Source organism: Alphaproteobacteria bacterium (assembly GCA_019635875.1).
Classification (GTDB): domain Bacteria; phylum Pseudomonadota; class Alphaproteobacteria; order Reyranellales; family Reyranellaceae; genus JAFAZJ01.
In genome coordinates, this window is the sequence record JAHBYP010000004.1 from 536280 (window position 1) to 562639 (window position 26360).

A 26360-nucleotide genomic window follows, 5' to 3' on the forward strand; every position below is an offset into this window, starting at 1 on the left:
CCTCCCGCGCGCCAGCGGCTAGAATGGCTCTGCCGCAAAGGGAGGCCTCATGCCGTACTGGACCGCCATCGTCACGCTGCTCGCCATGGCGTTGTACTTCTTCCTGGCGACGCGGGTCGCCGTCGCGCGCGGCAAGTTCGGCGTCAAGCATCCGGCGATGACCGGCAACGCCGACTTCGAACGCGTCGTGCGCGCGCATCTCAACACGCTGGAGTGGCTGCCGCTGTTCCTGGTGCCGCTGTGGCTCAGCGCGGTCTACCTCAGCGACCTCGCGGCCGCGACGGTCGGGCTCGCCTGGATCGTCGGGCGGCTATGGTACTACGCCGGCTACAGCAAGGCGGTGGAAGGGCGCGTGCCGGGCTTCCTCATCCAGGCGCTCGCCTGCCTGGTGCTGTTCATCGGCGCCATCGCCGGCATCGTGATACACATGACGCGTGGCTGAGGAGACGGCGATGACGGAAGGCCTGACGGGCGGCTGCAGCTGCGGGGCGATGCGCTATCGCCTGACCGCGCCGCCGATGTTCGTGAATTGCTGCCACTGCACGCAGTGCCAGCGCCTGACCGGCAGCGCCTTCGTGGTCAACGCGCTGATCGAGACCGACCGCATCGAGATCCTCGCCGGGACGCCGCAGCGCACCGACGGTCCGTCCGAGAGCGGCCGGCCGCACGACATCTATCGCTGCCCCGCCTGCCATACGGCGGTGTGGAGCGACTACGGCCGGCGCGGATATCTGAGCTTCGTACGCGTCGGCACGCTGGACGATGCCTCGTCGGTCGCGCCGCACGCGCACATCTTCACGCGGTCGAAGCAGCCCTGGGTCAACCTCGAAGGCGGCGCGCCGGCCTTCGAGGTGTTCTACGACATGAACAGCCTGTGGCCGCCCGAAAGCCTGGCGCGACGCAAGGCCGCCGCCGGAGGCTGAGCGGCCAACTCGCGGCGCACCGGGAGTCAGCACGCCGGGCCCTGCGGGTTTCCACCGGGCGACGCCTGTGATAACCCTTCGTTGTCCGTTCACTCGGGACAAGCCAGATGCACGCCGCAGCTCTGAAGCGCGACATTGAAGTGGCATTGGGTCTGGCCGGCGCTCAGGCCGCGAGTTTCTGGCGGCTCGCGGCCGCCGCAAGCTCGAGGCAGAGTACGCCGACGCGACCGCCGGCTGGCCCGGTACCGGTGCCCTATCCGAATTATGCGGATTCCCGGCACCGTGTGGCCGGCCACAAGTCTGCCCTCGATCCACATACGGACGCAGACGTGATCCGCTGTGTGCTCGCCGCCGCCAGCGGCGACGCTGCCACGGCCAAAGTCGGGGTGATATGGACCAGGGTCAAGCCGAAGATCCAGCAGGTACCGCCGGCCGCCCGCCAACATATGTCGCAACTGTTCTCCTATCAGCTTGACCTGATAGTCGAACACGGCCGGTGACGAATTGCGCCACAACGGATTGGCACCGCCTTGGCTCGATGTGTTCAGCGGCCTCGCCTTGCAGCGGCCTTGCCGCGGCGAGCGGCAACGGTTGCCTCGACGCCGTTGAGGATCAGCGACATGCCGAAGGCGAAGCTCGCGTCGAAATCCCATGTCGCGGGCAGCTCAAGGCGCTCGGTGGCCGTGTAGCCGCGGCCCGCGATGCGCTCGGTGCGGATCCTCTCGGAAGGTTGGAGGTCCGGGATCGGCCTGGTCTGATAGGCCGCCTGCGCGAGCGTGAAGCCGGTCAGCAGGAAGTAGGTCCGCACGCTGTCCACGTCGTCGAGGCCGGCCTGGCGCAGGGCGCGCAAGGTGACCTCCATCGGTGCGAAGACGCTGGCCGGCGCCGCCCCCTCGAACTCGAGAAGCCGCGGCAGCCCGGGATGCCGCAGGCACAACCCGCGCAGCACGTCGAAGCAGTACCCGATCTGATCGCGCCATTGCGCGTGATGCCCGTCGAACCGGGCGGCGCCGATGACCTTCTCCGCGATGGCGGAAAGAAGGTCGCGCTTGCTGCTGAAATGGTTGTAGAGCGCCATCGGCGTGACGCCGACGGCCTGGGCCACGCCGCGCATGGTGATGGCATCGGCGCCACTCCTGTCGATCAGCGCCAACGCGACGCCCACGACCCTGTCGCGCGTCAGATCGCGGGACTTGCGCCGCGAAGCCCCGGCGCCGCTCTTCCCGGGTTTGTAGAGAGCTGCCACTCGCGCCTGCTCCTCAGCGTATCAGGGCCATCGTCATGAACAGAAAGCCGAGCATGTGCAGGCCCGCGCGCGCCACGTGGGAATACTCCCAGACGCTTCGCATGTGCTTCCAGTCGGCGTCCGGCGCCGAGAACAGTCCAAAGAACATCCTGCTCATGCCGGCGAGTTCCGTGTCCTTCAGCCAGGCCGCGTTGACCGGGTGGGTGACAATCCAGTACGTGGCATGGCCGACGACCAGCAATCCGAGCGCGGCCACAATCCACCAGAATCGCTCGCCGGCCGTGGGCACCAGGATGAGCAGCGCGACGAGCGCCAGCATCCCGCCGAACTCGCCAATGAGGCCGCCGATGGTGAAGCCGGGATAGTAGATCGCCTGAACAGCCCGGTAGGTGGACTCGTCGAGCCGCAGCTTGCCGGGAAACTCCAGCGCGTGGGCCAGCGAGAGCCCCATCGTCACAGCGACCAGGAGCAGCGCTGTGACGGACAGGATTGTGACCATGGTGCGTGAACCACTTCGCGACGGGTTGGTCATATGTACGATGTAGACATACGATGTAGGATTTCAACAATGATCGCGAAGCCGGGCGACGTGGCACGAGTCCGCCAAGCGCGTTCTTGTTCAGTGGCGCATGGGTTTCGCGATGCCGGTCTTCGTCAGCCCGTCAGGCGCTGGTCGAGACCGGCAAGAATCCGCTCCCAGGACCTGCCGTGATGGTCCGCCTGCTCCTGATCGTAGAAGCCACGGTGTGAAAGCGTCAGCGCGCATCCTCCCGCTCGGGGCTCGAGGACGACCGAGAGCACGGTTTCCGCGCCCAGCGTGCCGTCCCTGCCCGTGAGCCAGGTCAGCTCGACCTTGCGGGCAGGCTCCAGCGCAAGAAAGCGCCCATAGTGCGGATGGCGCTTGCCCTCATGCTCGACCACGAAGAACAACTGGCCGTTCACCACAGGATCGGCGATGAGCGCGCCTTCGAGGGCGAACCAGCCCTGCCATCCCGTCGTGAAGCTCTCGTAGAGCGCCTGCGGTGAGGCGCGCATGACGCGCTCGACCCGCGTGTCATGCGGTCGATCGCTCAACCTCGGCGCAACGAGCTTGCCATCCATCACTTCCTCCGCGCTCGGCCTCACTCAAGCTGCTGATCTTCGATTCCCTTCGGATAGCGATCCAGCGTCAGGTTCAACTGGATGCCGTGCTCCAGCCAAGCCTTCAGGCCCGCGAGCATCAGCGTGAAGCCTTGCGTGGAATCGGCGACGTAGCGCAGGAGCGCGTCGGCGTCTCCCGTCCATCCGGCTTCCTGCACACGCACGAAGGTCGCGCCGCCGGGAATGGGTTGGAAGGTCCATTCCACGGTCGTCGGGCCGCTGTAGCCAGGCCATTCGATCACCACGCGCGTGTTGGCCTCCACGACCTTCGGCGTCACCTCGATGGAGACGTCGTGGCTCTCCCATTCCCACCTGACCGGCCTGCCGGCCCCGAGTCGATCACTGCCCTTGCTGAACCAGAACTTCGTCGTGATCTCCGGATTCACGATCGCTTCGAAGACATGCTCGACCGGCTTGCGGATGAGCATTCCGGTCCTGGCGATCGCATCGCGCGTGAGCTGCCGATTGTGCATGACGCTTCCCTGGAAGATCCCAGGCAAACGTCGTTTCATCCGGACAGTTCCGGGGCCGCGACGTCAGTCGTGAATGCAAGCATCGTTGCAAGATCGGCGAGCGCGGTTCATCCGCCACGTCGCGAGATCAGACAGGGATGTAGGTCAACCTGATCACATCCTCGCCGATCCGATCGTGAGTCATCAGTCGCAGCGGCGGCCGCGGTCCGACGAAATACGGTTTGCCGTGACCCAGCACGACGGGGTGCAGGTAGATTCGATACTCGTCGATCAGGCCCAGCTCGCCGAGGCTTCGCGCCAGGCCCGGGCCGGCCACTTCGATCTCCCCGTCATGCGCGGCCTTCAGCCCGCGGATCGCACCCTCGAGATCGTCCCCGACCAGCCTGGCATTGGGGCCGACCGAGTTCAGCGAACGCGAGACGACCCATTTCGGCTGCTTGCGCCACGCCGCGGCGAAGGCCCGCTCGTCCGCATCCCATTCGGGATGATCCTCGTCCCAGTAGCGCATGATCTCGTACATCTGGCGGCCGTAGACGCTGCCCGCCTGCCGCTGCGCCTCCTCGATGAAGTGGCGGAAGAGCGCCGGGCTCGGCCCGAACGCCGTGTGATCGACGTAGCCGTCCAGCGACTGGTTCATGCCGAACACGAGCCTGGCCATGCCCTCTTCCCCTGGTTGCGTTGCGCAATCGGTCGCAGGTAGATCGGCCGCTCTCATATTGCAATCGGTTCGGGAGATTTCACTTGCCGGCCCCATGGAAGCGACACTGAATTCATCGCCGAACCTTCAAGGAGGTCCTGGATGTCGCGATGGCGTGTCGGCGTGGATTCGGGTGGAACCTTCACCGATGTCTGCCTGTTCGACGAGGAACGGGGCCGCGTCGAGGTCTGGAAGGTTCCGTCGACGCCGGATGATCCCTCGCGCGGCATCGCCCAGGGCGTGGAAGAAGCCATGCGCCGCGTGGCGCCCGAAGCCGGCGACAGGCCGGGCGCGCCGGTCGGGTATTTCGGCCATGGCACGACGGTGGCGACCAACGCGCTGATCCAGCATCGCGGCGTGAAGACCGGCCTGGTCACCACCGACGGCTTCCGCGACCTCCTGGAGATCGGCCGCCAGAAGCGGCCCGACCTCTACGACATGCAGGCCGACAAGCCGCCCGTCCTGGTGCCGCGCGACCTGCGGCAGGAAGTGCCCGAGCGCGTGCGCCACACCGGCGAGGTCGACACGCCGCTCGACGAGGCCCGGATGCGCGAAGCCGCCCGGGCGCTGGCGGCCGCCGGCGTGAAGGCCATCGCCGTCTCCTTCCTCTACGGCTTCATCCGGCCCGAACACGAGAAGCGTGCGGTCGAGATCCTGCGCGAGCAGATGCCCGAGGTCTTCATCTCGGCGGGCCACGAGATTGCGCCGGAGTTCCGCGAGTTCGAGCGGCTCTCGACGGTGGTGCTGAACGCCTATCTCGGTCCCGTCATGAGGAGCTACATCGAGCGCCTGACGCCGCGGCTGCAGTCGCTCGGCATGACGGCGACGCCGCACCTGACCCAGTCCAACGGCGGCGTCATCGGCTTCGCCACGGCGGCCGACATGCCGGTGCGCGCGGTGCTCTCTGGCCCCTCGACCGGCGTGGTCGGCGCACAGGCGATCGGCGCGCTCGCCGGCTTCGCGGATGTCATCACCTTCGACATGGGCGGCACCTCGACCGACGTGGCGCTGCTGCAGGGCGGGCACTGCAAGCTCGCCAGCGAAGCCAGCGTGCACGGCTATCCGATCAAGGCACCGATGCTCGACATCCACACCGTGGGCGCCGGCGGCGGCTCGATCGCCCATATCGACGCCGGCGGCCTGCTGAAGGTGGGGCCGCGCTCCTGCGGCGCCGATCCGGGCCCGGTCTGCTACGACCGCGGCAATTCGGAACCGGCCACGACCGACGCCAACGTCGTCCTGCAGACGCTGAACCCCGAGCATCTCCTGGGCGGGCGCATGAAGATCCGCCAGGATCTCGCCCGGGCCGCCATCGGCCGGCTGGCCGACAGGCTCGGTCTCGGCCTGATGGAAACGGCGCAGGGCGTGCTCTCGGTCGTCACCGCCAACATGGCGCGCGCCATCCGCGTCATCTCGATCCAGCGCGGCCACGATCCGCGCGACTACACCCTGATGGCCTTCGGCGGCGCCGGTCCGCTGCACGCCGCGCGGCTGGCCCGGGAGCTCGACATGAAGCGCGTGCTGGTGCCGCGCAATCCGGGCATCCTCTGCGCCATGGGCCTGCTGCTCACCGACCTGCGCGCCGACTTCGCCGCCACACGACTGATGCCGGCGACCGAGAGCTCGACCGCGGACGTGGCCGGCGCCTTCGAGGGGCTGCGCGCGCGGGCCGAGCAATGGTTCGCGCATGAGGGCATCCCCGCGCAGGAACGGCGGCTGAAGCGCACCGCCGATATGCGCTATCACGGCCAGAACTACGAACTCGCCGTGCCGCTGCCCGAGGGCCCGGTCACCGCCGCGACCCTCGCGGCACTGGCCCGGGACTTCGCCGAGACGCATCGCCAGCGCTACGGCTTCGTGGCCGAGGACGAGACGGTGCAGATCGTCACCCTGCGACTCGAGGCGACCGGCCTGGTGCGCAAGGCCGATCTGCGCGCTCATCCCGAGTCCGGTCCCGACGCATCGGGCGCCATCATTGGTCAACGGCCGGTGTGGCTGCCCGAGGCCCGCGACTTCGTGACCACGCCGATCTACGCGCGCGACGCGCTCGAGCCCGGCAACCGCTTCACCGGCCCCGCCATCATCGAGCAGATGGACGCCACCACCCTCGTGCCGCCCGGCATGACGGCGCGCGTCGATGCCTACCTCAACCTGATCCTGGAGGCCCCATGAGCCAGGCGCCACAGGTCGCCGCCGCGTCCAACCTCGATCCGATCACGATCGAGGTCATCGGCGCCGCCATGGGCTCGATCGTCGAGGAGACCGGCGAGGCGCTGATCCGCGCCTCCTACTCCACCAACATCAAGGAGCGCCGCGACTGCTCGACGGCGCTGTTCAACGCCGCGGGCGAGACACTCTGCCAGGCCGAGCACATCCCGATCCATCTCGGCAGCTTCATCGGGCTGGTGCCGCACATCATGAAGCGCTTCCGCGTCGAGGACATGCGGCCGGGCGACGCCTTCATCGGCAACGACGCCTACGAGGGCGGCGGCACGCACCTGCCCGACATCGTCCTGGCCGAGCCGATCTTCATCGACGGCCGCATCGTCGCCTGGACGGTGAACCTGGCGCACCACGCCGACTTCGCCGACCGCGGCCACGCCCATATCTACCAGGAGGGGCTGCGCATCCCGCCGGTGCGCCTCTACCGCGCCGGCGAGCTGCAGCGCGACGTGCTCGACCTGATCCTGCTCAACTGCCAGGTGCCGCGCGAGCGCCTCTCCGATCTGCGTGCGCAGATGGCGGCCAATCGCGTGGGCGTGCAGCGCTTCCAGGCGCTGTGCGCGCGCTACGGCGTCGCCACGGTGCTGGGCGCCGGCGAGGCGCTGATGGACTACGCCGAGCGCAAGATGCGCGCCGGCATCGCCGCCATGCCGGACGGCACGTGGCGCTTCGAGGACGTGTTCGACAACGAGGAAGTCGCCTCGACCCTGCCGCTGTCGGTCGAGGTGACGGTCGAGGGCGACAGCATGAGCCTCTCCTTCGACGCGCCCGACCAGGTGCGCGCCGGCATCAACATGACGTACACGGCGCTGCTGGCGACCACCTACTACATCGTGAAGTCGGTGCTCGATCCCAGCATCCCGCCCAACGCCGGGCTGGCACGACCGCTGAGCGTCGCCGCGCGCGAGGGCAGCATCCTCAACTGCACCCATCCCGCCGCCGTGAACGGCCGCGTGCAGACCTGCCAGCGCGTCGCCGACCTCATCCTCGGCGCCCTGGCGCAGGCCGTGCCCGAGCGCGTGACGGCCTGCTCGAACTCAGCCTGCTCGGTGGCCTACTTCATCGGCCAGCGCAAGGACGGCGGCTCGCTCTGGGTCTATCTCGAGACCATGGGCGGCGGCAGCGGCGCGCGCGCGCAGAAGGACGGCCTCGACGGCGTGCATGTGCACACCACCAACACCTCCAACCTGCCGGTCGAGGCGCTGGAGATCGAGTATCCCCTGACCCTGCTGCGCTACGAGCTGGTCGCCGATTCGGGCGGCGTCGGCCAGTACCGCGGCGGCATGGGGCTGCGCCGCGTCTACCGCGCCGACGAGGATTGCCGCGTGCGCGTCGACGTCTCGCGCCAGCGCTCCCGCAGCTGGGGCCTGTTCGGCGGCGGCCCGGGCGCGCATGGCGGCATCGAGGCCGGCCCCGGCGTCACCTTCGAGCGCGACAGCGCGGTGCTCAAGGCCGGCCAGTGGTTCGCCGTCGTCACGCCGGGCGCCGGCGGCTTCGGCCAGCCCGACCGACGCGCGCCGGACGCCATCGCGCGCGATCTCGACCAGGGCGTGATCACGCCGGAGACGGCGCGCACGGCCTATGGCCGTTCCGGGTAAGACAGCCGCGGCGGCCCGAAACGCTTTCATCCGCCCAAGGTTCCACCGCGCCGGTGGATAAAGCGGAGTGTTTCGGGGACAACTTCGCCTCTCCCATCGCGTTTGATCGAAATGCCGCGCCGCCGCACCCAAGCGCATTTCGACGAAGCCGACCACCTGGTGCGCGCCTTCATGGCAGCGGCCTGCGAGGTCACCGGAGACTCCCCGACGCAGGGTACCAGCATTCAGGCCGTGGCCGACCGCCTCGGCGTGGAAGATCGCGATGTGATCGACCGGGTCGTGAGTGTCGCCGCCGATCTCGGCTGGATCAGGACAAGCGGCGGCGACAGGCCGCATTCGATCACCGTGACGGAGGCGTATCAGGCGCAGCGGGATGGCCGATAGCACCGCGCGCGGTGGACACCGCCCGGGACGTATGACTTGATAGCCAAAATGGATCGGGGGGAGAAGGCCATGCGGATGCTGGTCGGATTCTTGATCGCGCAACTAACAGTGGCGACGTCTGCTCTTGCGCAGGGCTCGCCGGCGCCGATCGGCCTCTGGCAGGGCATGAACAGCGGCGACTTCATCCTGGTCCAGCCAAACGGCGCATGCTCGGCAAGCGGCACCGTCAATGTCGCGGGCACCTGCACGTGGAACGCGACGTCCACCGGCGGGGTGTTGACCATGACCTACCAGTGGACGATCGGGCCCGCGCGCATCCACTGGAGCATTCGCTGGCTCGGCCGCGACGTCATCCTGGTCAACAACGTCGAGCAGTTCGCACGGCGCGGCTGACAGCGACTGCCCGAACCTTGGTGTGCGATCCTCGTTCGCGTTGCCTTGGCGATGATGTCGATCGCTACGCCGAACAGCAGCCGCCACTGGTCTGCTCGGCGCACCGTCAGTTGCTCACGCGGCGATTGGGAGATGGATGTCCGCAATCAGCGCGAAACGGCACGCGACATCGCGGGCCGAGACCTTGTCCACACCCATTTCCTCGATGAAGGCGGCGTGCGTCGCAGGGCTGACTTCCGAGAAGAACGCGAAGACGGCGGCGTCGCAGGTGGCCGCACTGGAGAGATCGCCAATCTTCGCCGCAAGCTGGCGCGCGGAAAGGCCCGCTCCGTAGGGAGCGTTCACAGTCGTCAGCGCCCCAGCGTGGATGAAACCGATAATTGCGTGTCCGCCGCGACCCTATGATTCTGGAGCATATTCAACGAGATTCGCGCCGAAAACACGATGGCTTGCGAGGCCCCGCTACGATGCCTGTGATGGCGGCTTAGGCTCCGCGGACGGGAGGGCGAGCGTAGGGCCTTGACCTATGTTACATACTTAAAGTGTGAAACATAGATGCGACTTACGGGAATCTTCCAGGTTTTGGCCACAGGCCAGTTGTCGGCGTCGCGATCTTTCTATGAGGATCACTTCGGCCTGCAAGCCGTCTTCGTCGCCGATTGGTATGTACATTTGGCGCATCCTCAGCTGCCTTTGCTCCAACTCGGATTGGTCGCGGCAGGCCATGCAAGTATTCCTTTCCCTCAACAGCAACCGAATGGTGCCGCCATCGTAACGATGCAAGTCGATGACGTCGGCAAAGCGTTCGAAGCACTCTGCAAATCCAACGTGAAGCTGCTGGGTGGTCCGCGCGATGAACCATGGGGGCAACGTCACTTCTTTGCAGTAGATCCCGCCGGATTCCTCGTCGACGTCGTAATGATGATCGAGCCGACCGCCGAATACGCAAACTCGTATGCTGGGACGCCGCCGTGAACGTGAAGTCGGAACCTTTCGCGGGACTGCCCAACCTTGGCATCAAGATCGTGTCACGGCTTCGCGAAAGCGGGATTGTTTCCATCCGCCAGCTTGCGCGCATCGGCCCGGCCAATGCCTACCGCCTTCTCTGTGAACGCGCCGGCAAGCGCCTTCCGCGGTGCTACTATCTGTACTCGCTGGAGGGTGCTCTGCGAGGAATCCACTGGTCTGCCCTGACTTCCGAGGACAAACGGCAACTGCGTATCGCGGCGGACGAGCAGACAGCCAGGAGACCGCGATCCGAGCGCACCCGGGCTCATCCGAAGTGAAATCCACGGCACGCTCAAAGACAAACGCGGAATGGTCGGAATTGACGCAAGCCGCTTTGCTGGGCGCCGCGCGCGAGATGTTTGCCAAATACGGATACGAGCAGGCCTCGTTAGACACGATCGCCGCTGCGGCATCGGTAACCAAGGGTTCGATCTACCACCACTACGGTGACAAGCGGGGGTTATTCCGAGCGGTGGTCGAGGACGTCCAACGGGAGATAGTCGCGCACGTCGACCAGATCGCGAAGGGTTCGCCAACTTACTTCGAAGGAATTCTGAAGGGGTGCGAAGCCTTTCTTGAAATCGTTCTGAAGGAGGGTGTAGCGCGGATCGTACTGACGGACGCGCCGAGCGTCTTGGGCTGGACCGTATGGCGGGCGATCGACAATGAGATTGGCGGCCGATCGTTGCGGACCGGCCTCGAGGCGGCGATGCGCGCTGGAGAAATCGTGCGCATCGACGCCGGCGCGTTGACGACCTTTATCAGCGGTGCACTCAACGAGACGGCGCTCTCAATCGCCGAATCGCGGAATCCGAAGCGGACACGGAGCATTGCGGTCGCGACACTTCGCCGGGTTCTCGAGAACCTGCATCAGACAGCAGCTGGTTGACCGATACCGGCGCTGGTTTGCCGTCGCAGTGCTGCTTGTAGAAGAGCACCCACGGATGCGAACGCTGAATGTCACCGAACACCGCCCCTCTTGCGACAACGATTTTCTTTGACGAGGCCCGGCGTAGCGACTCGCTGGAAATCGCAGATTCGGCGGTATTTGGCGCGCCCGGCTGGATTCGAACCAGCGACCTACCGCTTAGAAGGCGGTTGCTCTCATCCCCTGAGCTACGGGCGCCTCAATGGGTCCAGCGGCCGACGCGGGTGTAGGCGAAATTGTCGGCGTAGGCCTTGGGCCGGACGGCGCGCACCTTGGGCTCGTCGACGGTGTACTGCCAGCCCTGCTTCTCGGCGTGCGCGATCGCCTCTTCCCTGCTGGCGAAGTACAGCCGCACCTGGGCCATGGTATCGCGCGAGCTGGTCCAGCCCATCAGCGGGTCGATCTCCTTGCGGGTGGGCTCGCTCTCGATCACCCACTCCCGGGTGTTGCCGACACCGGACTGCATCGCCGTCTTCGTCGGCCTGAAGATCCTGACCAGCATCGACCCCAATCCCTCGCCGCGTCTTCCAGGTCCGGGGCAGTGGTCGGGGCGGCCGGATTCGAACCGACGGCCTCTTGCGCCCAAGGCAAGCGCTCTACCAGGCTGAGCTACGCCCCGATGCCCCGGACACTCCGGAAACCCTTGATGCGCGGGGGTTTTATCAGCGACGGCGCAACCCCGGAAGGGATAAGTTGGTTTCACCCCCGTGAGCCATCGAGGCCCGCCATGTTCGACCAGGCCCAGGAACCCGGCCGCCGGCCCGCGATCAACGTGCTGGGCGGGCCGCTCAGGCCCTGCTCCACCGAGCCGCTGACCGGCTTCTACCGCGACGCCTGCTGCAACACCGGCGAGGAGGATCGCGGCCTCCATACCGTGTGCGCGATCATGACCGCGGAGTTCCTCACCTTCTCCCGCGCCGCCGGCAACGATCTGTCCACGCCGCTGCCCGACTACGGCTTCCCCGGGCTGAAGCCGGGCGATCGCTGGTGCCTGTGCGCGGCGCGCTGGAAGGAGGCGCTCGATGCCGGCCACGCGCCCTATGTGGTGCTGGAGGCGACGCACGCCGCCACCCTGCAGGTCGTCACCCTTGCCGCCCTGCGCCGCTACGCTTGGCAACCCAACTAGCGCGGTTGACAATCCTTCGCGAAAATAGAAAATTACTACCGTCTCGTCAGCACGGGTGGGATGGCGCCACGGGAGGCGTGCATATACCGGCCGACGACAACCGCCGCCGTGGCCCTGATCGAGAGGGCGCACGGACGCCGAGCCGGGGACCGCCAGCGTCAGTGACGCCGTTCGCGGGGCCGACGAGTCCGGATCACGATCCGTGAAGTCTCAGGATACGCCGTCGCGCGCCGCTCATCGTGGGCGCCGACGGTTTGGGCGCTACAACCATGCCCAGGCCGTTCCCGCACGGGAGCGGTGCGCCGACAGCCCAACCCCGGCGCCGATTTTCTCGCTGGCCACGATGATTGCTGCAACGAGGCCTGACGGGACCCGATGAACAGAGCCGATGGCGGGCCCGTCGCGGCCCCCATTTGCCCTCGGCCACCCCGATGAACAGGCCCTCCTGATTCTCTTCAAGCATCCAAAGCGCCGCGCGCCAGCGCGGCCGACGAAGTCGGAACCTCCCTTCCCCTTCCCTTCGCCTTGCCCCGGCCGCGCGAAAGCTCAGCTTTCCTTCGCTGGGTCCTGTCCGTGACGCGTGCGGCACGCGTCGAGCACGGCTGCGAGGTCCGTGTCCGGCGGCATGTCGGGGGTGCCGAGCATGACGATGTCGCTGCGGCGGAAGACCAGTCCCCACGGCGCGCCGGGCTCGAGGCTGAGCCGCCGGCCGACGCGCTGCACGATGGTCTGCCGCGGTTCGGCGAGGTCGACGATGCCTTTGACGCGGATGACCGAGGCCGGCAGGGCGGCCAGCGCGCCTTCGAGAGCGGCGCGGTCGAGCGGGGTGCGCGATGTGAAGTGCCAGCGACGCAGCGCGATGTCGTGCGAGGGCGGCGCGGGCGAGCCCTGCGGCGCCAGGCCGAACAGCAGGTCGAGCGGCACGTCGGCATGGCAGGCCGGCAGGACGGGACGGCCCGGCGGCAGGAGCGCGCGCACCGGCGCGGGATCGTCGACCAGGTCGAGCTTGTTGAGCACGATCAGGTCGGCGCCCTCGAGCTGGCGGCGGGCGCTGTCGGCGACATAGCGGTCGGCGAGGTGGTCGCGGATCGCCGCGGCGTCGGCCAGCACGATGACGCCGTCGAGCGCGAAACCGGGCTCGATGCGGATGACGTCGGCGACGCGCGCCGGGTCGGCGATGCCGCTGGTCTCGATCGCCATGTGGTCGAATTCGGCGCGGCGCTGGGCGATCTCGATGAGGGCGGTGATGAGGGAATCACCGATCGAGCAGCACAGGCAGCCATTGGCCAGCGTGATGGTGCGCCCGTCGTGCCGCACGATCAGACGCGAATCGATGTCGATCTCGCCGAAATCGTTGACCAGAACGGCAAAGCGCCGCCCCGTGCGCTCGCACAGCAGGCGGTTGAGCAGGGTCGTCTTGCCCGACCCGAGGAAGCCGCCGATCACGCTGACCGGCAGGCGGCCATCGCTCACTGGCGCGGCGCCTCGAAGACCTTGCCGCCCAGCACCGTGCCCCAGACGCCGACGTCCTTCAGCGCCTCCGGCGGCACGGACAGCGGATCGTCGTTCAGCACCGCGAAGTCGGCGCGCTTGCCGGTCTCGATGCTGCCGATCTCCTCGTCGAGCCGCAGCGTCCACGCCGCGCCCAGGGTGACGGCGCGCAGCGCGTCGGTCACCGCGATGCGCTCGCGCGCGCCCAGCACGCGGCCCGACGCGGTGAGCCGGTTGACCGCGCACCAGGCGGTGAACAGCGGCCCGATCGGCGTCACCGGCGCGTCGCAATGGATGGCGAAGGGCACGCCGCTCGACAGCGCGGTGGCGCAGGCATCCATGCGCTCGGCGCGCTCCGGTCCCAACGTCTTGGCGTAGTGGATGTCGCCCCAGTAGTAGATGTGGTTGGCGAACAGGTTGACGCCGACGCCCAGCGCCTTCATGCGGCGGAACTGCGCCGCCGGCGCCATCTGGCAATGCTGCAGCACGTGGCGGTGATCGGGTCTGGGCATCTGCGTCGTGACGCTCTCGATGGCGTTGAGCGCCACCTCCGAGGCCTCGTCGCCATTGGTGTGGATGTGCACCTGGAAGCCGGCGCGATGATAGGCGCCGAGGATGCGCTCGATATCCTGCGGCCCGATGTTCCACACGCCGTTGGGCGTGCCGTCGTAATAGCCCGGCCACAGCATGCGCGCCGACAGGCCCTGGATCGAGCCGTCGGTGACGATCTTGATCAGGCCGAAGCGCAGCCTCTCGTTGTTGCGCGCCATCAGCCCCTTGATGCGCGCCACGCCCTGCTCCGGCGGCACCGAGGCGGCGCCAAACGCCGGCAGCAGGCGGATGGGAAACTCGGCGCTGGCCGAGGCGCGCAGGTAGCCCTCGACCGTGCTGTCGGGCAGCTCGTTGTGCAGGTCGGTCGCGGTGGTCACGCCTGACAGCTGCGCCACACGCGCGAAGCGCCAGACCGCTTCCTCGTCCGACAGCACGGCGGCGATGTTGATGCCGCTGGCGCGGTAGGCCATGTACTTCGCGGTCATCTCCTGCAGCTCGCCGGTGGGCTCGCCGCCCCAATCCTTGACCACGCCGTGCACGTTGCTGCGCCGGTCGATATTGGCCAGCCGCAGCACCGGCGAATTGACGTTGAGCACATGGAAGTTGGAGTGGATCACCAGCACCGGCCGCTCGGTGGTGACCTTGTCGAGGTCGTCGAGCTCCATGCGCCGTCCGCCGAAATAGATCGGATCGAAGCCCCAGGCCATCAGCGGCTTGCCGTCCTTGGGCAGCGTCTTCTCGATCTCGCCCAGCCGCGCCGTGACCTCCTCGATGTTCTTCAGCCCCCTGTGCCGCGTGCCGTCGGGCGCGAGGCGATCGAAATACCCGACATAGGGATACGCCCAGACACCACCCTCATACGCGTGACTGTGCCCCTCGACGAAGCCCGGCATCAGCACCTTGTCGGCGAAGCGCTCATCGAGCGTGTGCTCGCCCCAGCCCGCCAGATCCTCGAGCGGCCCGGCCCCGAGGATGCGCCCGTCGCGCACCGCGACGTGCGTGGCCTCGGGATTGGCCGGGTTCATGGTCAGGATGCGGCGCGCGCGGTAGATGGTGGTGATGGACATTGACTCTCCTCTACCTTCCCCCGGAGGGGGAAGGTGGCGCGCAGCGCCGGATGGGGGATGCCTCAACGAAACCGATGTCCGTCTTCGACATCCCCCTTCCGCCCTTCGGGCACCTTCCCCCTCCGGGGGAAGGACTCAAAATATGCCGTCGATCTCGCCGTCGGCGAGCAGGTGGATCTTCTCCGCCGCCGGCACGCGCGGCAGGCCGGGCATGCTCATGATCTCGCCGGCCATGGCGACGACGAAGCCGGCGCCGGCGCTCAGGCGCAGCTCGCGGATCGGCAGCGCGTGGCCCGCGGGCGCGCCCTTCAGCGCCGGATCGGCCGAGAAGCTGTACTGCGTCTTGGCGATGCACACCGGCAGCTTGCCGTAGCCGGCATCCTCCAGCGCCTTGGCGCGCCGGCGCACGGCTTCGGTCGGCACGATCGAGCCGGCGCGGTAGATCTCCATGGCGATGGTCTCGATCTTCGACAGGATCGACACGCCGTCTTCGTAGAGCGGCTTGAAGCGGGCGCGGCCGGCCTCGATCACCGCCACCGCCTCGCGCGCCAGCGCCTCGGCGCCGGCGCCGCCATGCGCCCAGTGCTCGCACAGGATCGCGCGCGCGCCGGCCTTCGCGCAGGCGCTCTCGACCAGCGCCAGCTCGGCCGGCGTATCCGAGGTGAAACGGTTGATCGCCACCAGCACCGGCAGGCCGAACTTGGCCAGGTTCTCGACATGGCGCAGCAGATTGGCGATGCCGCGCCCGACGGCGCCGACATCCTCGCTGCCCAGCGCCCTGGCGTCGGCACCGCCGTGCAGCTTGAGCGCCCGCACGGTGGCGACGACGACGGCGAGGTCGGGGCTCAGCCCGGCGGCGCGGCACTTGATGTCGAGGAACTTCTCGGCGCCCAGGTCGGCGCCGAAGCCGGCCTCGGTGACGGTGTAGTCGGCCAGGCGCAGCGCCGCCGTCGTGGCGATCGCCGAGTTGCAGCCATGCGCGATGTTGGCGAAGGGCCCGCCATGCACCAGCACCGGATTGCCCTCCAGCGTCTGCACCAGGTTGGGCTTCACCGCCTCCTTGAGGATCGCCGCCATCGCCGGCGCCGCCTTGAGGTCGGCGGCGGTGACCGGCCTGCCCTCGCGCGTCTCGGCCACGACGATGTGCGAGAGCCGCGCCTCGAGGTCCGACAGGTCGCGCGCCATGCACAGGATCGCCATCACCTCCGAGGCCGTGGTGATGTCGAAGCGGCTCTGGCGCGGGAAGCCGTTGGCGACGCCGCCCAGGCTGATCACCATGTCGCGCAGCGCGCGGTCGTTCATGTCCATGACGCGCGGCCAGTAGACGCGGCGCGAGTCGATGCCCAGCGCGTTGCCCCAGTAGATGTGGTTGTCGAGCATCGCGGCGAGCAGGTTGTGCGCCGTGGTGACGGCGTGGAAGTCGCCGGTGAAATGCAGGTTGATCTCGGCCATCGGCACCACCTGGGCATAGCCGCCGCCGGTGGCGCCGCCCTTCTGGCCGAAGCACGGACCCAGCGACGGCTCGCGCAGGGCGATGGCCGTCTTCCTGCCGATGCGGTTGAGCGCATCGCCCAGGCCGATGGTCGTGGTCGTCTTGCCCTCGCCCGCCGCCGTCGGGTTGATCGCGGTGACCAGGATCAGCTTGCCGGGCTTGCGCGCGGCGAGGTCGGGCATGGCGGCGAGGTCGATTTTGGCCTTGGTGCGGCCATAGGGCTCCAGCGCGGTCTCGGGAATGCCGAGCTTCGCGGCGACCTCGCGGATCGGCCGCGGCGAAGCCCGGCGGGCGATCTCGATGTCGGTCAGCGTCTCGGCCATGTGCTCCCCCGGTCCTTGCAGGCGCGCGGATGCTAGCGGCACAGGCGGCGCCCTGTCATGTTCTTTGGGCCGCGCCGCTCCAGCGGCGCGTTTCGTTCATCCGTTGCAAGAGCGCCGCTGGAGCGGCGCGGCCCGAAGACAAGAGAGTCCGCGTATGGCCAAACGTACCCTGCTCACCGGCGCGCTCGACGACTACGCCACCGCCAACTGGCTGCGCGACAGCGAGCTGAAGAAGCGCCTGCGCGAGGAGACCATGCGGCTGCCCTGGGGCCTCATGCAGGTCGCCGCCGACCAGGGGCAGTTCATGGCGCTGATGACGCGCGCCATCGGCGCCAGGCGCGCGCTGGAGATCGGCGTGTTCACCGGCTATTCGGCGCTCTGCGTCGCCGAGGCGCTGCCGGCGGACGGCAGGCTGATCGCCTGCGACGTCAGCGAGGAATGGACCGCGATCGGCCGGCGCTACTGGCGCGAGGCCGGGATCGAGCACAAGATCGACCTGCGCATCGGCCCGGCGATCGACACGCTCGATGCCCTGCTGCGCGATGGCGGGGCCGGCGCCTTCGACATGGCCTTCATCGACGCCGACAAGCCCAATTACGACGGCTACTACGAGCGCTGCCTGGAGCTGCTGCGCACCGGCGGGCTGATGATGTTCGACAACGTGCTGTGGAACGGCCGCGTCGCCGAGGGCGAGAGCAGTTCCGAGGACACGCGCGCTCTGCAGGCCCTGAACGCCAGGCTGCACGGCGATCCGCGCATCGACCTGGCGCTGGTGCCGCTGGGCGACGGAATCACACTGGCGCTCAAGCGCTGAGGTACCTATCTCCCGAGCGATGGCAGTCACTCCCTCTCCCCGCTTGCGGGGAGAGGGTCGGGGTGAGGGGTCGATTGAGGTTGCGCACGATGGTGGTGCGCCACTCCAGGCAGCCCCTCACCCCAACCCTCTCCCCGCACGCGGGGAGAGGGAGCGGAAGGCCAACCCATGCGGCAACGGGAGGATCCGATGGCCAACGACATCGTCTTCTACCATGCGCCCCAGTCGCGCTCGATCATCGTGCAGTGGATGCTGGAGGAGCTCGGCCAGCCCTTCGACATGCATGTGCTGAACCTGAAGAAGAACGAGCACAAGGCGCCGCGCTATCTCGCGGTCAATCCCATGGGCAAGGTGCCGGCGATCACCCACAAGGGCGTGGTGATCACCGAGGCGGCGGCGATCTGCGCCTATCTCGCCGACGCCTATCCCAAGGCGCATCTCGCACCCGCTCTCGGCGATCCGCGCCGCGGCCCCTATCTGCGCTGGATGTTCTTCGGCCCCAGCTGCATGGAGCCGGCGATCATCGATCGCATGACCAAGCGCACCGGGGTCGAACCGGGCCAGCTGGGCTACGGCAGCTTCGAGACGACGATGGACGTGGTCGCCGAGGCGGTCTCCGAGGGTCCGTGGATTCTCGGCGAGACCTTCACCGCCGCCGACGTGATCATCGGCTCCAACATCCAATGGGGCACGATGATCAAGCAGATCCCGCCGCGCAGGGAATTCGAGGAGTACGGCCGGCGCCTGATGGAGCGGCCGGCGTTGAAGCGCGTCTTCGAGAAGGACGCCGAGCTGGCGAAGGCGGCGTAGCCGGCGGCAATCAGACGACGCAGAAGGTCTCGCTGCCGTCGACCAGGATCCGGCCGCGGCCGCTCAGCCGCATGGTCTCCGTCATCGTCTCGATCAGGTGGCGCGTGCCCGAGGCGTCGCCGTCGCCGTGGATCAGCAGCATCTCGACGGCGCGATCGCCGACGACATCGAGGAGCCTCTCGGCATCGTCGATCGACGCCGACTCGAAGGTGAGCGCCGTCACCCGGTTGGCGTTGCGCGTCAGGGTCGAGCCGGCAAGGAAGATGTCGGATGTCGGCCCGGCGATCACCAGGTCGAAGCCGGCATCGGCCAGTCGGCCTGCCTGCTCGAGCGCCAAGCCGCCGGTGGCACCGATCACAACGGCGAGCCGGCTGCCGGGATCGCCGCCGGTGCGGAAGACATGCAGCATCCGGGTCTGGAACATGGGGTCCCCTGCAGGCGCACAGAGCACTGAACGTCCCTTGCCCTACCGGGTTGCCCCTACCGGGTTGCGAAGTCGGATCGGGGCGCGCAGCCCCCCGGTCAACGCAACGGCGCCACGGACGGTGCGTTGCAGGCGCATGAGAGGCGATTTCGGACCCGAGCAGCTGAAGGCGATCGATCGCCAGATCGCGCGCGGCGAACGTGCCATCGAGATGCAGAAGCGCGTGCTGGCCACCCTGCGCCGGCTTGGCAAGCCCACCGAGCAGGCCGAGCGCCTGCTGGCCAACAGCGCGCTGCTGCAGCGCCGCTTCATCCAGGATCGCGCCGCGATCGCCGCCACCATCGCACGTCGCGAAGGCCACGCGCTGCGCGCCGCCGAGCGCGCGCGAAGACGGGGCTGACGGCCACTACCCGAGTTCCGTTCCGGCGCCGATGCGCCGCCTCAGTCGCGCGGTCGCGGATTGGCCGCGGTCGGGTGCGCCGGCAGCTGCGCGCCGATATCGACCCAGGGCAGCCGCCCCTGCACACCGTAGTGGTGCGTGGGAACCAGCGACTGCGGGCGATCGAACAGCCCCACCATCAGCGCGATCTGCCGGCTGCGGTCATAGGCGAGATAGACCGGGCTGCCGCAGCGATCGCAGAAGCCGCGGCGCGCGATCGGCGAGGAACGGTAGCTGGCGGGCTCGGCGGCGCGCCAGCGGATCTGCGACGCGTGGAACCACGCCAGGGTGGCGAAGGCGTTGCCCACGGCCCGCCGGCACATGCCGCAATGGCAGTAATGCACGTCGCGCGCGACGCCCTCGACCTCGAAGGCGATGTGGCCGCACTGGCACCGGCCGCTCATCGCGCGCTCACGCCGTCATCTGGCGATAGAGCTGCCGCAGGATCGCCGGGCGGTCGGGATCGCCCCTGACCAGGGCGGCGAAGAAGTTCTTGGTCTGCTCGAAGGGCACGTGCGGCGGCAGCGCCACGACGTTGGGATCGGCATGGAAGTCGATCAGCACCGGCCTGGCCTCCCTCAGCGCCGCCTCGAGCGCCGGTACGACGTCGTCGGGCGTCTCGATGGTCAGGCCGCGAAAGCCCACCAGCTCGGCGAAGCGCGCATAGTCGACATCGGGTATGTCCTGCGTCTCGGACACCTTGGGTGAGCCGCCCATGCCGCGCAGCTCCCAGGTCACCATGTTGAGGTCGCGGTTGTTGAGCACGATCACGACGAAGCGCGGATCGCGCCATTGCCGCCAGTACTTGCTGACGGTGATCAGCCCGTTCATGCCCAGCATCTGCATCGCCCCGTCGCCGACCAGCGCGAAGGCCGGCCGCTCGGGAAAGGCGAATTTCGCGGCGATGGCGTAGGAGATCGCCGGTCCCATGGTGGCCAGGCTGCCCGACACCGCCATCTTCATGCCCGTCCTCGCCTTGACGGCGCGGGCGAAGAAGGTGGTCGACATGCCGGTGTCGACGGCGAACAGCGCGTCGGATGGCGCGCGGCTCGACAGCTCCCAGTACAGCAGCTCGGGATTCACCGGATCGGCGGGCAGATGGGCGCGCGCGTCGAGCTCCTCCAGCTCCTCCCGCACGTTGCTCTCGACCGTGCCACGCCAGCCATCGGCGCCGCGCGCGTCGATACGCGGCAGCAGCGCGCGCAACGTCAGCGCCGCGTCGCCGACCAGCGCCACATCCATGGGATAGCGCAGGCTGAGCATGCGCGGATCGAGGTCGATCTGCACCGCCTTGGCCTTGCCCTCCTTGGGCAGGTATTCGCTGTACGGGAAGGACGAGCCGATCATCAGCAGCGCATCGCACTCGCTCATCAGCTTGTACGACGCCTTGGTGCCGAGCAGCCCGATCTGGCCGGTGACGAAGGCGAGGCTGTCGGGCAGCACCATCTTGCCCAGCAGCGCCTTGGCGATGCCGGCGTCGAGCTTCGCGGCAATCTCCAGCACCTCCTGCTCGGCATTGGCGGCACCCGCGCCGACGAGGATGGCCACGCGCCTGGCCTCGTTGAGAATGGCGGCGGCGCGGTCGAGATCGGCATCAGCGGGCACGACCTGCGGCCGGGTGAAGTCGATGCCGGTATGCACCGTGCCGTGCGCGTGCTCGGGCGTCTCGACCGCGTCGGCCTCCTGCACGTCGTTGGGGAAGATCACCACGGTGACGCAGCGCAGCGCCTTGGCGGTGCGCATGGCGCGGTCGATCAGGTGACGCGCCTGCGCCGGCGTGCTGCACATCTGGACGAACTCGCCGGCGACGTCCTTGAACAGCGCCGGCAGGTCGACCTCCTGCTGGTAGGAGCCGCCCAGCGCCGCCCGGACCGTCTGGCCGACGATCGCCACCACCGGCTGGCGGTCCATCTTGGCGTCGTACAGGCCGTTGAGCAGGTGGATCGCGCCGGGCCCCGAGGTGGCGAGGCAGACGCCGACCTCGCCGGTGAAGCGCGCATGGCCGGACGCCATGAACGCCGATTCCTCCTCGTGGCGCGATTGCACGAACTCGATGTGCTCATCACGGCCCAGCGCCGCGATGATGCCGTTGATGCCGTCCCCGGGGTAGCCGAAGAGGCGCCGCACGCCCCATTCCTGCAGACGCGAGAGAACGAAGTCGCCGACCGTGCGTGCCATGGCTGTGCGCTCCCGGTGCTGGAGTCCCTCCCGGGTGAACCACATGACGCCCGCGCGGTTCCCTGGATCGCCTGCGCCATGGCGCAAAGAGGTCGAGGTCTACGACACCGACCCGATGGAGCGCCCGGCGCTGCGGGTTACGGCCGGGCGTACACGCTTAGGTTGGTAGATATTCCATGGTGTTCTCGGTATTCAGCTCGACATGGCCTCATCCGAAGAGACGCCGTCTGACGAACAGCCGCGCGTAACCGAGAGCGTCTCTGTTGTCCTGAGGCGACAGGTTCCGCCCCGCTCCGAAGCGCCACGATCGTGGCTCGGCGGCCTGCCGATGATGCCCGCGCATGTCGCGTGGCCACGGTCGATCTCGACCGAGTATCCGGAGAGGGGCGAACGCCCCTTGCATTTCATGGCCCAGATCGCCTGCGCCGACCTGCCGGCAGAGCTCTGGGGCGGGCTGGGGCCGCGTCACGGATGGCTGCTGCTATTCATCGATCCGAATCACTTCGAGCCGCTTGGACCCGATGCCCTGCGCGTGATGCACATCCGAACGCTCGGACCCGAGCGTGCCGCGCCGGATGATCTTGGTCCTATGGACGACGGTCAGCACTCTTCGACCGACTACGACTACTATCGTTCGCCGGCGGACATCCCATCGACCTGGCGGCGCTGGCCAGTGGACCTTGTTGTTGTAGCCAACGATGAGTCCGACGGCCTCGACCGAATGATGTCTGCCCCCTCGGAACTCGAGATGTTCCTGCACAAAGGGCAGATCATCGCCCACGGAGCGCCGCGTGAACCGGAGCCCTTCACTTGGCGAGGCGCGCTCTATGTCTTGAACACCCTGGAAAGCCGCCTCGGCAAGCACCCTCGCCGGCCGAACCTGACCGATAGCATTCTCTCCCGGCTGCGCCGCCCAGGCTATATCGGTACCATCCTGCTTGAGTTCGATGAAAGGTTTGCCGAGTGGTTCGATGCGCATCGCGCGTTGCTCGAAGGCCCTGAACCGCCGGGCGGCGACGCGCGCGAGCACCGCAACAGCCTGCTCGTCGCGGCAGAGGACATCAAAGCGCGACGCGCCGCGTTGGCCGAATTCCTTGAGCGCAATCCCACGCCAGACGCAATTATCGAGCATCTCCGGGAGAACCGCTGGCGCTTTCTTGCTTGGCAAGAATCAGCCCGCGAGCGCGTCGCTCACGAGCGTAGCTCCGTTCTGGCCCATGATCTCGACACCCCAATGCCCGGTGCGGTATGGCAAGCGCTCAAGGACCGCCTCCGACGTGACACCTTCAGTTTCTGGACCACTGACAAGATCAGAAAGGGTAACGACTACGGCTACGTCACCTTGGTCGAGGCCTATGCCGCGGCGTACGACGACACAGGCTTTGGCTTCTCGACGGGAATTTTCCAGCTCATTGCCGACTACTATGTCGACGCCCGCCTCAGAAAGCTGATTCCGCCTTCCGTCCTATCGATGTTCGAACCCTATTGGCGCTGCCTCGTCAACAATCAACCACACCGCATGGGCGGATATCAGGACGGAATTCAGTCACACGCCCCTGTCGGTCCAACCAGACAACTGCTGTTGTTCCAGATCGCATCCGACGGCGCCATGAATTGGTGGTGGGCCGACGTCGGCGCCTACTATGTCTATATCGACGTGAAGGACATGAAGGTCGGTGCCTTCTCGAAGGCATGGCTGGAGATCGAGACCCACTGACGATTGCCGAGCCGGTGAAAGTCGCAGCGCAGTCAACCAACGAACAGCGTCTCGCGACCATCGATCAGGGTACGACCACGGCCGTGGAGGCGCATGGCCTCGGTCGAGTCTCGATCAAATGCCGCGTGCCGGAGTCGTCGCTGACGCCACAGATCGCCAGCAGGCCGTCTGTGCGATCGTCGACGGCGTAGACCAACCGCGCGGCGTCATCGATCGACGCCGGCGGCCCCACAGACTATTCCGGCTTGCGCTGGTTGTGGCGGCCGATGGTCTTGAGCATCTCGACCGGCGCAAAGTCGTCGGTCAGCACCTGGCCCTTGCTGACCTCGACCGTGGTCTGGCGCTTCTCGAGCAGCGTGTTCATGTCGTAGCGGAACTTGTACTTGGACTGCAGCGCCTTGGCGCGCTCGGTGAGCTGCTCCTTGCCGAGTGCCGGCCCGTCGTAGCCGATCAGCACCACGTTGCCGTCGGCCTGGTAGGCGTCGACATGGGCGAAGACCGCCTTCATCGTGACGTAGGCGCTGTCGAAGAACAGCGTCGTCGGCTCGACGTTCTGCGCCACCACGCCGCCCGGCCGCAGGCGGCGCTTGATGGTCTGGTAGAACTCCACCGTCGTCAGGTGGAAGGGCACGAAGGGGCCGCGATAGGCGTCGACCAGCACGACGTCGAACTCCGACTTGCTCTGCGCCAGGAAGACCCGGCCGTCGCGCTCAAAGACCTTGAACCGCTCGCCCTCCTCGATGCGGAAGTACTTGCGCGCCAGGCGGATCACCTCGCCGTCGAGCTCGGCCACCTCGGCGTACATGTCGGGCATCGACTTCACCAGGTAGGAGATCGTGCGCCCGCCGCCCAGCCCGACCAGCGCCACGTTCTTCACGCCCTGCGGCGGATACATCATCGCGGCGCCCATGTAGCGCGTGTAGACCACCGGCAGCGCGTCGGGATCCTTCAGGTCGAGCACCGATTCGATGTAGCGGTTGCGGCGATAGCCGAAGGCCATGTAGAGCTGGTCGCCGCTCTTCTCGATGAAGATCGTGTTGTACTCGGACTCGGCGCGCTCGATCAGGCCTTCCTTGAGCACGCGCATCGGCTGCGCCGTGGCCGGCGACGGCGGATTGAACGCCAGCAGCAGGGTCGAGCCGACCAGCGCCAGCACCAGCGCGCGTCCGGCGGCGCGCGCCGGGCGATCGAAGAACACCACGCCCATCACCACCACCGCCATCGCGACGGCCACGATGCAGAGCCCGAAATAGATCATCTGGGTGCCCATCGACGGGATCAGGAAGAAGCTGGTGCCCAGCGTGCCGGCGATGCTTCCCAGGGTCGCCAGACCCGAGATGCGCCCCGACTCGGTGCCGGACTGCCCGGCCTCGCGCAGCACCAGGCGCAGGCTGAGCGGCGAGACGGCAGCCAGCGCGATCGCCGGCAGGAAGGCGAAGGCCAGGCAGGCCAGCAGGGCCGCGGCGCGCATGTCCTCGACATGGTCGAGGATGGTGTTGATCACGCCCTCGCTGAAGGTCGGCACCAGCAGGATCAGGCCGGCCGCGGTGATGAACAGCGCGCCGACGAAATGCACCGTGCCGGCGCGGTCGGCGTAGCGTCCGCCGGCGAAGTAGCCCAGGGTCATGCCGATCAGGAACACCGAGATCAGCGCGCCCCACGTGTAGATGGTGCCGCCGAGATAGGGCGTGAGCGTGCGGCCGATGGTCATCTCAAGCGCCATCGTCACGGTCCCCGACACCAGGACGCCGAGATAGACAACCACGCGCCGGATCGTGCTGAGTTCGTTCATAGGCCTCTTCTTTCCGTCATCCCGAGCGCAGCGAGGGATCTTGCCGACGTGCAAAGATCCCTCGCTGCGCTCGGGATGACAGTGTAGGTCGATCGCTCTAACGCAGTCACAACAGGATCGTCGCACACTTTGACGTTACCCTACTCCAGCGGCCGCGTGATCTCGTAGACCTTGCCCGGCAGCTGACCGACCGAGTTGGTGTCGGCGGCGGCGACATAGAGCACGTCGGCCGTGTGGCCGAAGCTGGCGGCATTGACGAACGGCGATTGCGGCAAGGGAATGACCTTCCGCAGCCGGTGGTCCCTGTCGAAGATCAGCACCCGGCCGGCGCCGTACTCGCAGACATAGAGGTTGCCCGCCGGATCGAACAGCAGCCCGTCGGGCCCGACATACCACGCCGGCTTCGACGGCGAGGGGCCCAGCGCCGCGTCGAGGTCGAGGAACAGCTCGCGCTCGCCCAGCCTGCCGGGCGCCACCACGGGAAAGCGCCACAGCTTGCGCTCCAGATGGGCGCTTACCACCACGCTCCTGCGGTCCGGTGTCATCGCCAGGCCGTTGGCGTAGTGGATGCGGTCGGCGACCTTGCGGAAGGTGCCGTCGCGCGCGATGTGGAACAGGCGGCCCAGCGCCGGCGCGCCCGGCCCGAATGGACCCGACGAGGTGAAGTAGACGCCGCCCTCGCCGTCGAGCACCGCCTCGTTGGGATTGCCGATCGGCTCGCCGGCCGCATCCGCCTCGATGGTGCGCATCGTGCGGCCCATGGCGCTGACCTCGTGGGCGCGCTGGCCGAGGTGGCAGAAGACGTAGAACGTGCCGCGCTCCGTCTTGACGACGGCCGTCGGCCCGCAGCCGGTGGCGTGCCAGAACGGGCGGTTGGTGGTGCCATCCCAGGTCATGACGCGATCCTGCGTCATCTCGGCGTAGTACAGCGTGCCGTCGGCCCAGTGCGGCCCCTCGGGATAGAAGGAATGCGGATTGATGATGCGCACGCCTTGCGCCTGCGCCGACGTGGCGCCGGCCAGGAGCAGCGCCGTCAGTATTGCCTTCTCCCCGCGCAGGCGGGGAGAAGGTGCCCGCAGGGCGGATGAGGGGCTTCGCGGAGTCTCCACAACTGCAGTGTCG

General features: G+C 67.7%; 30 protein-coding genes and 2 tRNA genes. 15 read left to right on the plus strand and 17 right to left on the minus strand.

Annotated elements, in window-relative coordinates:
- Nucleotides 1-49: 49 nt before the first annotated feature.
- From KF889_17400 to KF889_17410, 3 genes are all read left to right on the plus strand, one after another.
- A complete protein-coding gene (locus KF889_17400) occupies nt 50-442 on the plus strand; it encodes an MAPEG family protein (GenBank protein MBX3501219.1) in 393 nt (130 codons plus the stop codon).
- Between the two features lie 10 nt (nt 443-452).
- Nucleotides 453-923, plus strand: a complete 471-nt coding sequence (locus tag KF889_17405; GenBank protein MBX3501220.1) for a GFA family protein — start codon at nt 453-455, stop codon at nt 921-923.
- 107 nt (nt 924-1030) lie between these two features.
- Nucleotides 1031-1423, plus strand: a complete 393-nt coding sequence (locus tag KF889_17410) for a hypothetical protein (GenBank protein ID MBX3501221.1) — start codon at nt 1031-1033, stop codon at nt 1421-1423.
- Between the two features lie 44 nt (nt 1424-1467).
- On the opposite strand, the gene KF889_17415 is transcribed toward KF889_17410, so the two are convergent.
- The 5 genes from KF889_17415 to KF889_17435 form a co-directional block, all read right to left on the minus strand.
- A complete protein-coding gene (locus KF889_17415) occupies nt 1468-2169 on the minus strand; it encodes a TetR family transcriptional regulator (GenBank protein ID MBX3501222.1) in 702 nt (233 codons plus the stop codon).
- A gap of 13 nt (nt 2170-2182) precedes the next feature.
- Complete coding sequence (locus tag KF889_17420; GenBank protein MBX3501223.1) at nt 2183-2668, minus strand: DUF1772 domain-containing protein; 486 nt, start codon at nt 2666-2668, stop codon at nt 2183-2185.
- Between the two features lie 155 nt (nt 2669-2823).
- Nucleotides 2824-3270, minus strand: a complete 447-nt coding sequence (locus KF889_17425) for an SRPBCC domain-containing protein (GenBank protein MBX3501224.1) — start codon at nt 3268-3270, stop codon at nt 2824-2826.
- A 20-nt stretch (nt 3271-3290) separates the two neighbouring features.
- Nucleotides 3291-3737 carry an SRPBCC family protein gene (locus tag KF889_17430; protein MBX3501225.1) on the minus strand — a complete coding sequence of 149 codons (447 nt, stop codon included), beginning with the start codon at nt 3735-3737 and terminating at the stop codon, nt 3291-3293.
- 172 nt (nt 3738-3909) lie between these two features.
- A complete protein-coding gene (locus tag KF889_17435; GenBank protein MBX3501226.1) occupies nt 3910-4440 on the minus strand; it encodes a dihydrofolate reductase family protein in 531 nt (176 codons plus the stop codon).
- Nucleotides 4441-4581: 141 nt separating this feature from the next.
- Between KF889_17435 and KF889_17440 the strand changes: the two genes are divergently transcribed.
- The 4 genes from KF889_17440 to KF889_17455 all read left to right on the plus strand — a co-directional run bounded on the left by KF889_17440 (nt 4582) and on the right by KF889_17455 (nt 9077).
- Nucleotides 4582-6651 carry a hydantoinase/oxoprolinase family protein gene (locus KF889_17440; GenBank protein MBX3501227.1) on the plus strand — a complete coding sequence of 690 codons (2070 nt, stop codon included), beginning with the start codon at nt 4582-4584 and terminating at the stop codon, nt 6649-6651.
- Nucleotides 6648-8300, plus strand: a complete 1653-nt coding sequence (locus KF889_17445) for a hydantoinase B/oxoprolinase family protein (protein MBX3501228.1) — start codon at nt 6648-6650, stop codon at nt 8298-8300. The genes KF889_17440 and KF889_17445 overlap by 4 nt, the downstream gene beginning before the upstream one ends.
- Before the next feature lie 111 nt (nt 8301-8411).
- Complete coding sequence (locus KF889_17450) at nt 8412-8684, plus strand: hypothetical protein (protein MBX3501229.1); 273 nt, start codon at nt 8412-8414, stop codon at nt 8682-8684.
- A gap of 69 nt (nt 8685-8753) precedes the next feature.
- On the plus strand, nt 8754-9077 hold the full coding sequence (locus tag KF889_17455; protein MBX3501230.1) for a hypothetical protein: 324 nt from the start codon (nt 8754-8756) through the stop codon (nt 9075-9077).
- Between the two features lie 114 nt (nt 9078-9191).
- Here KF889_17455 and KF889_17460 read toward each other — a convergent pair whose 3' ends face one another.
- Nucleotides 9192-9455, minus strand: coding sequence for a hypothetical protein (locus KF889_17460; protein ID MBX3501231.1), 264 nt, complete (start codon nt 9453-9455; stop codon nt 9192-9194).
- 177 nt (nt 9456-9632) lie between these two features.
- On the opposite strand from KF889_17460, the gene KF889_17465 reads away from it, so the two are divergent.
- From KF889_17465 to KF889_17475, 3 genes are read left to right on the plus strand one after another with little or no spacing between them, the layout of a single operon-like run.
- A complete protein-coding gene (locus KF889_17465; protein MBX3501232.1) occupies nt 9633-10052 on the plus strand; it encodes a VOC family protein in 420 nt (139 codons plus the stop codon).
- Nucleotides 10049-10363: a TfoX/Sxy family DNA transformation protein gene (locus KF889_17470; protein MBX3501233.1), complete on the plus strand. Its 315-nt coding sequence runs from the start codon at nt 10049-10051 to the stop codon at nt 10361-10363. Before KF889_17465 ends, KF889_17470 begins: the two co-directional genes overlap by 4 nt.
- Before the next feature lie 41 nt (nt 10364-10404).
- Nucleotides 10405-10974, plus strand: a complete 570-nt coding sequence (locus tag KF889_17475) for a TetR/AcrR family transcriptional regulator (GenBank protein MBX3501234.1) — start codon at nt 10405-10407, stop codon at nt 10972-10974.
- 160 nt (nt 10975-11134) lie between these two features.
- Here KF889_17475 and KF889_17480 read toward each other — a convergent pair.
- The 3 genes from KF889_17480 to KF889_17490 all read right to left on the minus strand — a co-directional run bounded on the left by KF889_17480 (nt 11135) and on the right by KF889_17490 (nt 11632).
- Nucleotides 11135-11211 (minus strand) — tRNA-Arg (locus KF889_17480).
- Between the two features lies 1 nt (nt 11212).
- Complete coding sequence (locus KF889_17485; protein ID MBX3501235.1) at nt 11213-11515, minus strand: ETC complex I subunit; 303 nt, start codon at nt 11513-11515, stop codon at nt 11213-11215.
- A gap of 40 nt (nt 11516-11555) precedes the next feature.
- Nucleotides 11556-11632 (minus strand) — tRNA-Pro (locus tag KF889_17490).
- Nucleotides 11633-11740: 108 nt separating this feature from the next.
- On the opposite strand from KF889_17490, the gene KF889_17495 reads away from it, so the two are divergent.
- The gene (locus KF889_17495; GenBank protein ID MBX3501236.1) at nt 11741-12139 is read left to right on the plus strand and encodes a DUF2237 domain-containing protein; all 399 of its coding nucleotides are present in this window, start codon (nt 11741-11743) and stop codon (nt 12137-12139) included.
- 546 nt (nt 12140-12685) lie between these two features.
- On the opposite strand, the gene KF889_17500 is transcribed toward KF889_17495, so the two are convergent.
- The 3 genes from KF889_17500 to KF889_17510 form a co-directional block, all read right to left on the minus strand.
- Nucleotides 12686-13612 carry a GTP-binding protein gene (locus KF889_17500; protein ID MBX3501237.1) on the minus strand — a complete coding sequence of 309 codons (927 nt, stop codon included), beginning with the start codon at nt 13610-13612 and terminating at the stop codon, nt 12686-12688.
- Entirely contained in the window at nt 13609-15249 is a 1641-nt protein-coding gene (locus tag KF889_17505) for an amidohydrolase (GenBank protein MBX3501238.1), read from the minus strand. Before KF889_17505 ends, KF889_17500 begins: the two co-directional genes overlap by 4 nt.
- Nucleotides 15250-15384: 135 nt before the next feature.
- On the minus strand, nt 15385-17064 hold the full coding sequence (locus tag KF889_17510; GenBank protein ID MBX3501239.1) for a formate--tetrahydrofolate ligase: 1680 nt from the start codon (nt 17062-17064) through the stop codon (nt 15385-15387).
- Between the two features lie 154 nt (nt 17065-17218).
- Here KF889_17510 and KF889_17515 point away from each other — a divergent pair, with 154 nt between their 5' ends.
- Together KF889_17515 and KF889_17520 are read left to right on the plus strand one after the other, a co-directional pair.
- Nucleotides 17219-17878: a class I SAM-dependent methyltransferase gene (locus KF889_17515; protein MBX3501240.1), complete on the plus strand. Its 660-nt coding sequence runs from the start codon at nt 17219-17221 to the stop codon at nt 17876-17878.
- 189 nt (nt 17879-18067) lie between these two features.
- The gene (locus KF889_17520) at nt 18068-18688 is read left to right on the plus strand and encodes a glutathione S-transferase family protein (GenBank protein MBX3501241.1); all 621 of its coding nucleotides are present in this window, start codon (nt 18068-18070) and stop codon (nt 18686-18688) included.
- Nucleotides 18689-18698: 10 nt separating this feature from the next.
- Here the strand turns inward: KF889_17520 and KF889_17525 are convergent, their stop codons facing one another.
- Nucleotides 18699-19112, minus strand: coding sequence for a hypothetical protein (locus KF889_17525; GenBank protein MBX3501242.1), 414 nt, complete (start codon nt 19110-19112; stop codon nt 18699-18701).
- A 136-nt stretch (nt 19113-19248) separates the two neighbouring features.
- Between KF889_17525 and KF889_17530 the strand changes: the two genes are divergently transcribed.
- Nucleotides 19249-19512, plus strand: a complete 264-nt coding sequence (locus KF889_17530; GenBank protein ID MBX3501243.1) for a hypothetical protein — start codon at nt 19249-19251, stop codon at nt 19510-19512.
- Between the two features lie 41 nt (nt 19513-19553).
- Here KF889_17530 and KF889_17535 read toward each other — a convergent pair whose 3' ends face one another.
- Together KF889_17535 and KF889_17540 are read right to left on the minus strand one after the other, a co-directional pair.
- Nucleotides 19554-19955, minus strand: coding sequence for a GFA family protein (locus KF889_17535; protein MBX3501244.1), 402 nt, complete (start codon nt 19953-19955; stop codon nt 19554-19556).
- A gap of 7 nt (nt 19956-19962) precedes the next feature.
- Entirely contained in the window at nt 19963-21729 is a 1767-nt protein-coding gene (locus tag KF889_17540) for a thiamine pyrophosphate-requiring protein (protein MBX3501245.1), read from the minus strand.
- A 202-nt stretch (nt 21730-21931) separates the two neighbouring features.
- Between KF889_17540 and KF889_17545 the strand changes: the two genes are divergently transcribed.
- Complete coding sequence (locus KF889_17545) at nt 21932-23446, plus strand: DUF1963 domain-containing protein (protein MBX3501246.1); 1515 nt, start codon at nt 21932-21934, stop codon at nt 23444-23446.
- A 235-nt stretch (nt 23447-23681) separates the two neighbouring features.
- Here the strand turns inward: KF889_17545 and KF889_17550 are convergent, their stop codons facing one another.
- A complete protein-coding gene (locus tag KF889_17550; GenBank protein MBX3501247.1) occupies nt 23682-25238 on the minus strand; it encodes a fused MFS/spermidine synthase in 1557 nt (518 codons plus the stop codon).
- 140 nt (nt 25239-25378) lie between these two features.
- Nucleotides 25379-26227 carry an SMP-30/gluconolactonase/LRE family protein gene (locus KF889_17555; GenBank protein ID MBX3501248.1) on the minus strand — a complete coding sequence of 283 codons (849 nt, stop codon included), beginning with the start codon at nt 26225-26227 and terminating at the stop codon, nt 25379-25381.
- Nucleotides 26228-26360: the final 133 nt, after the last annotated feature.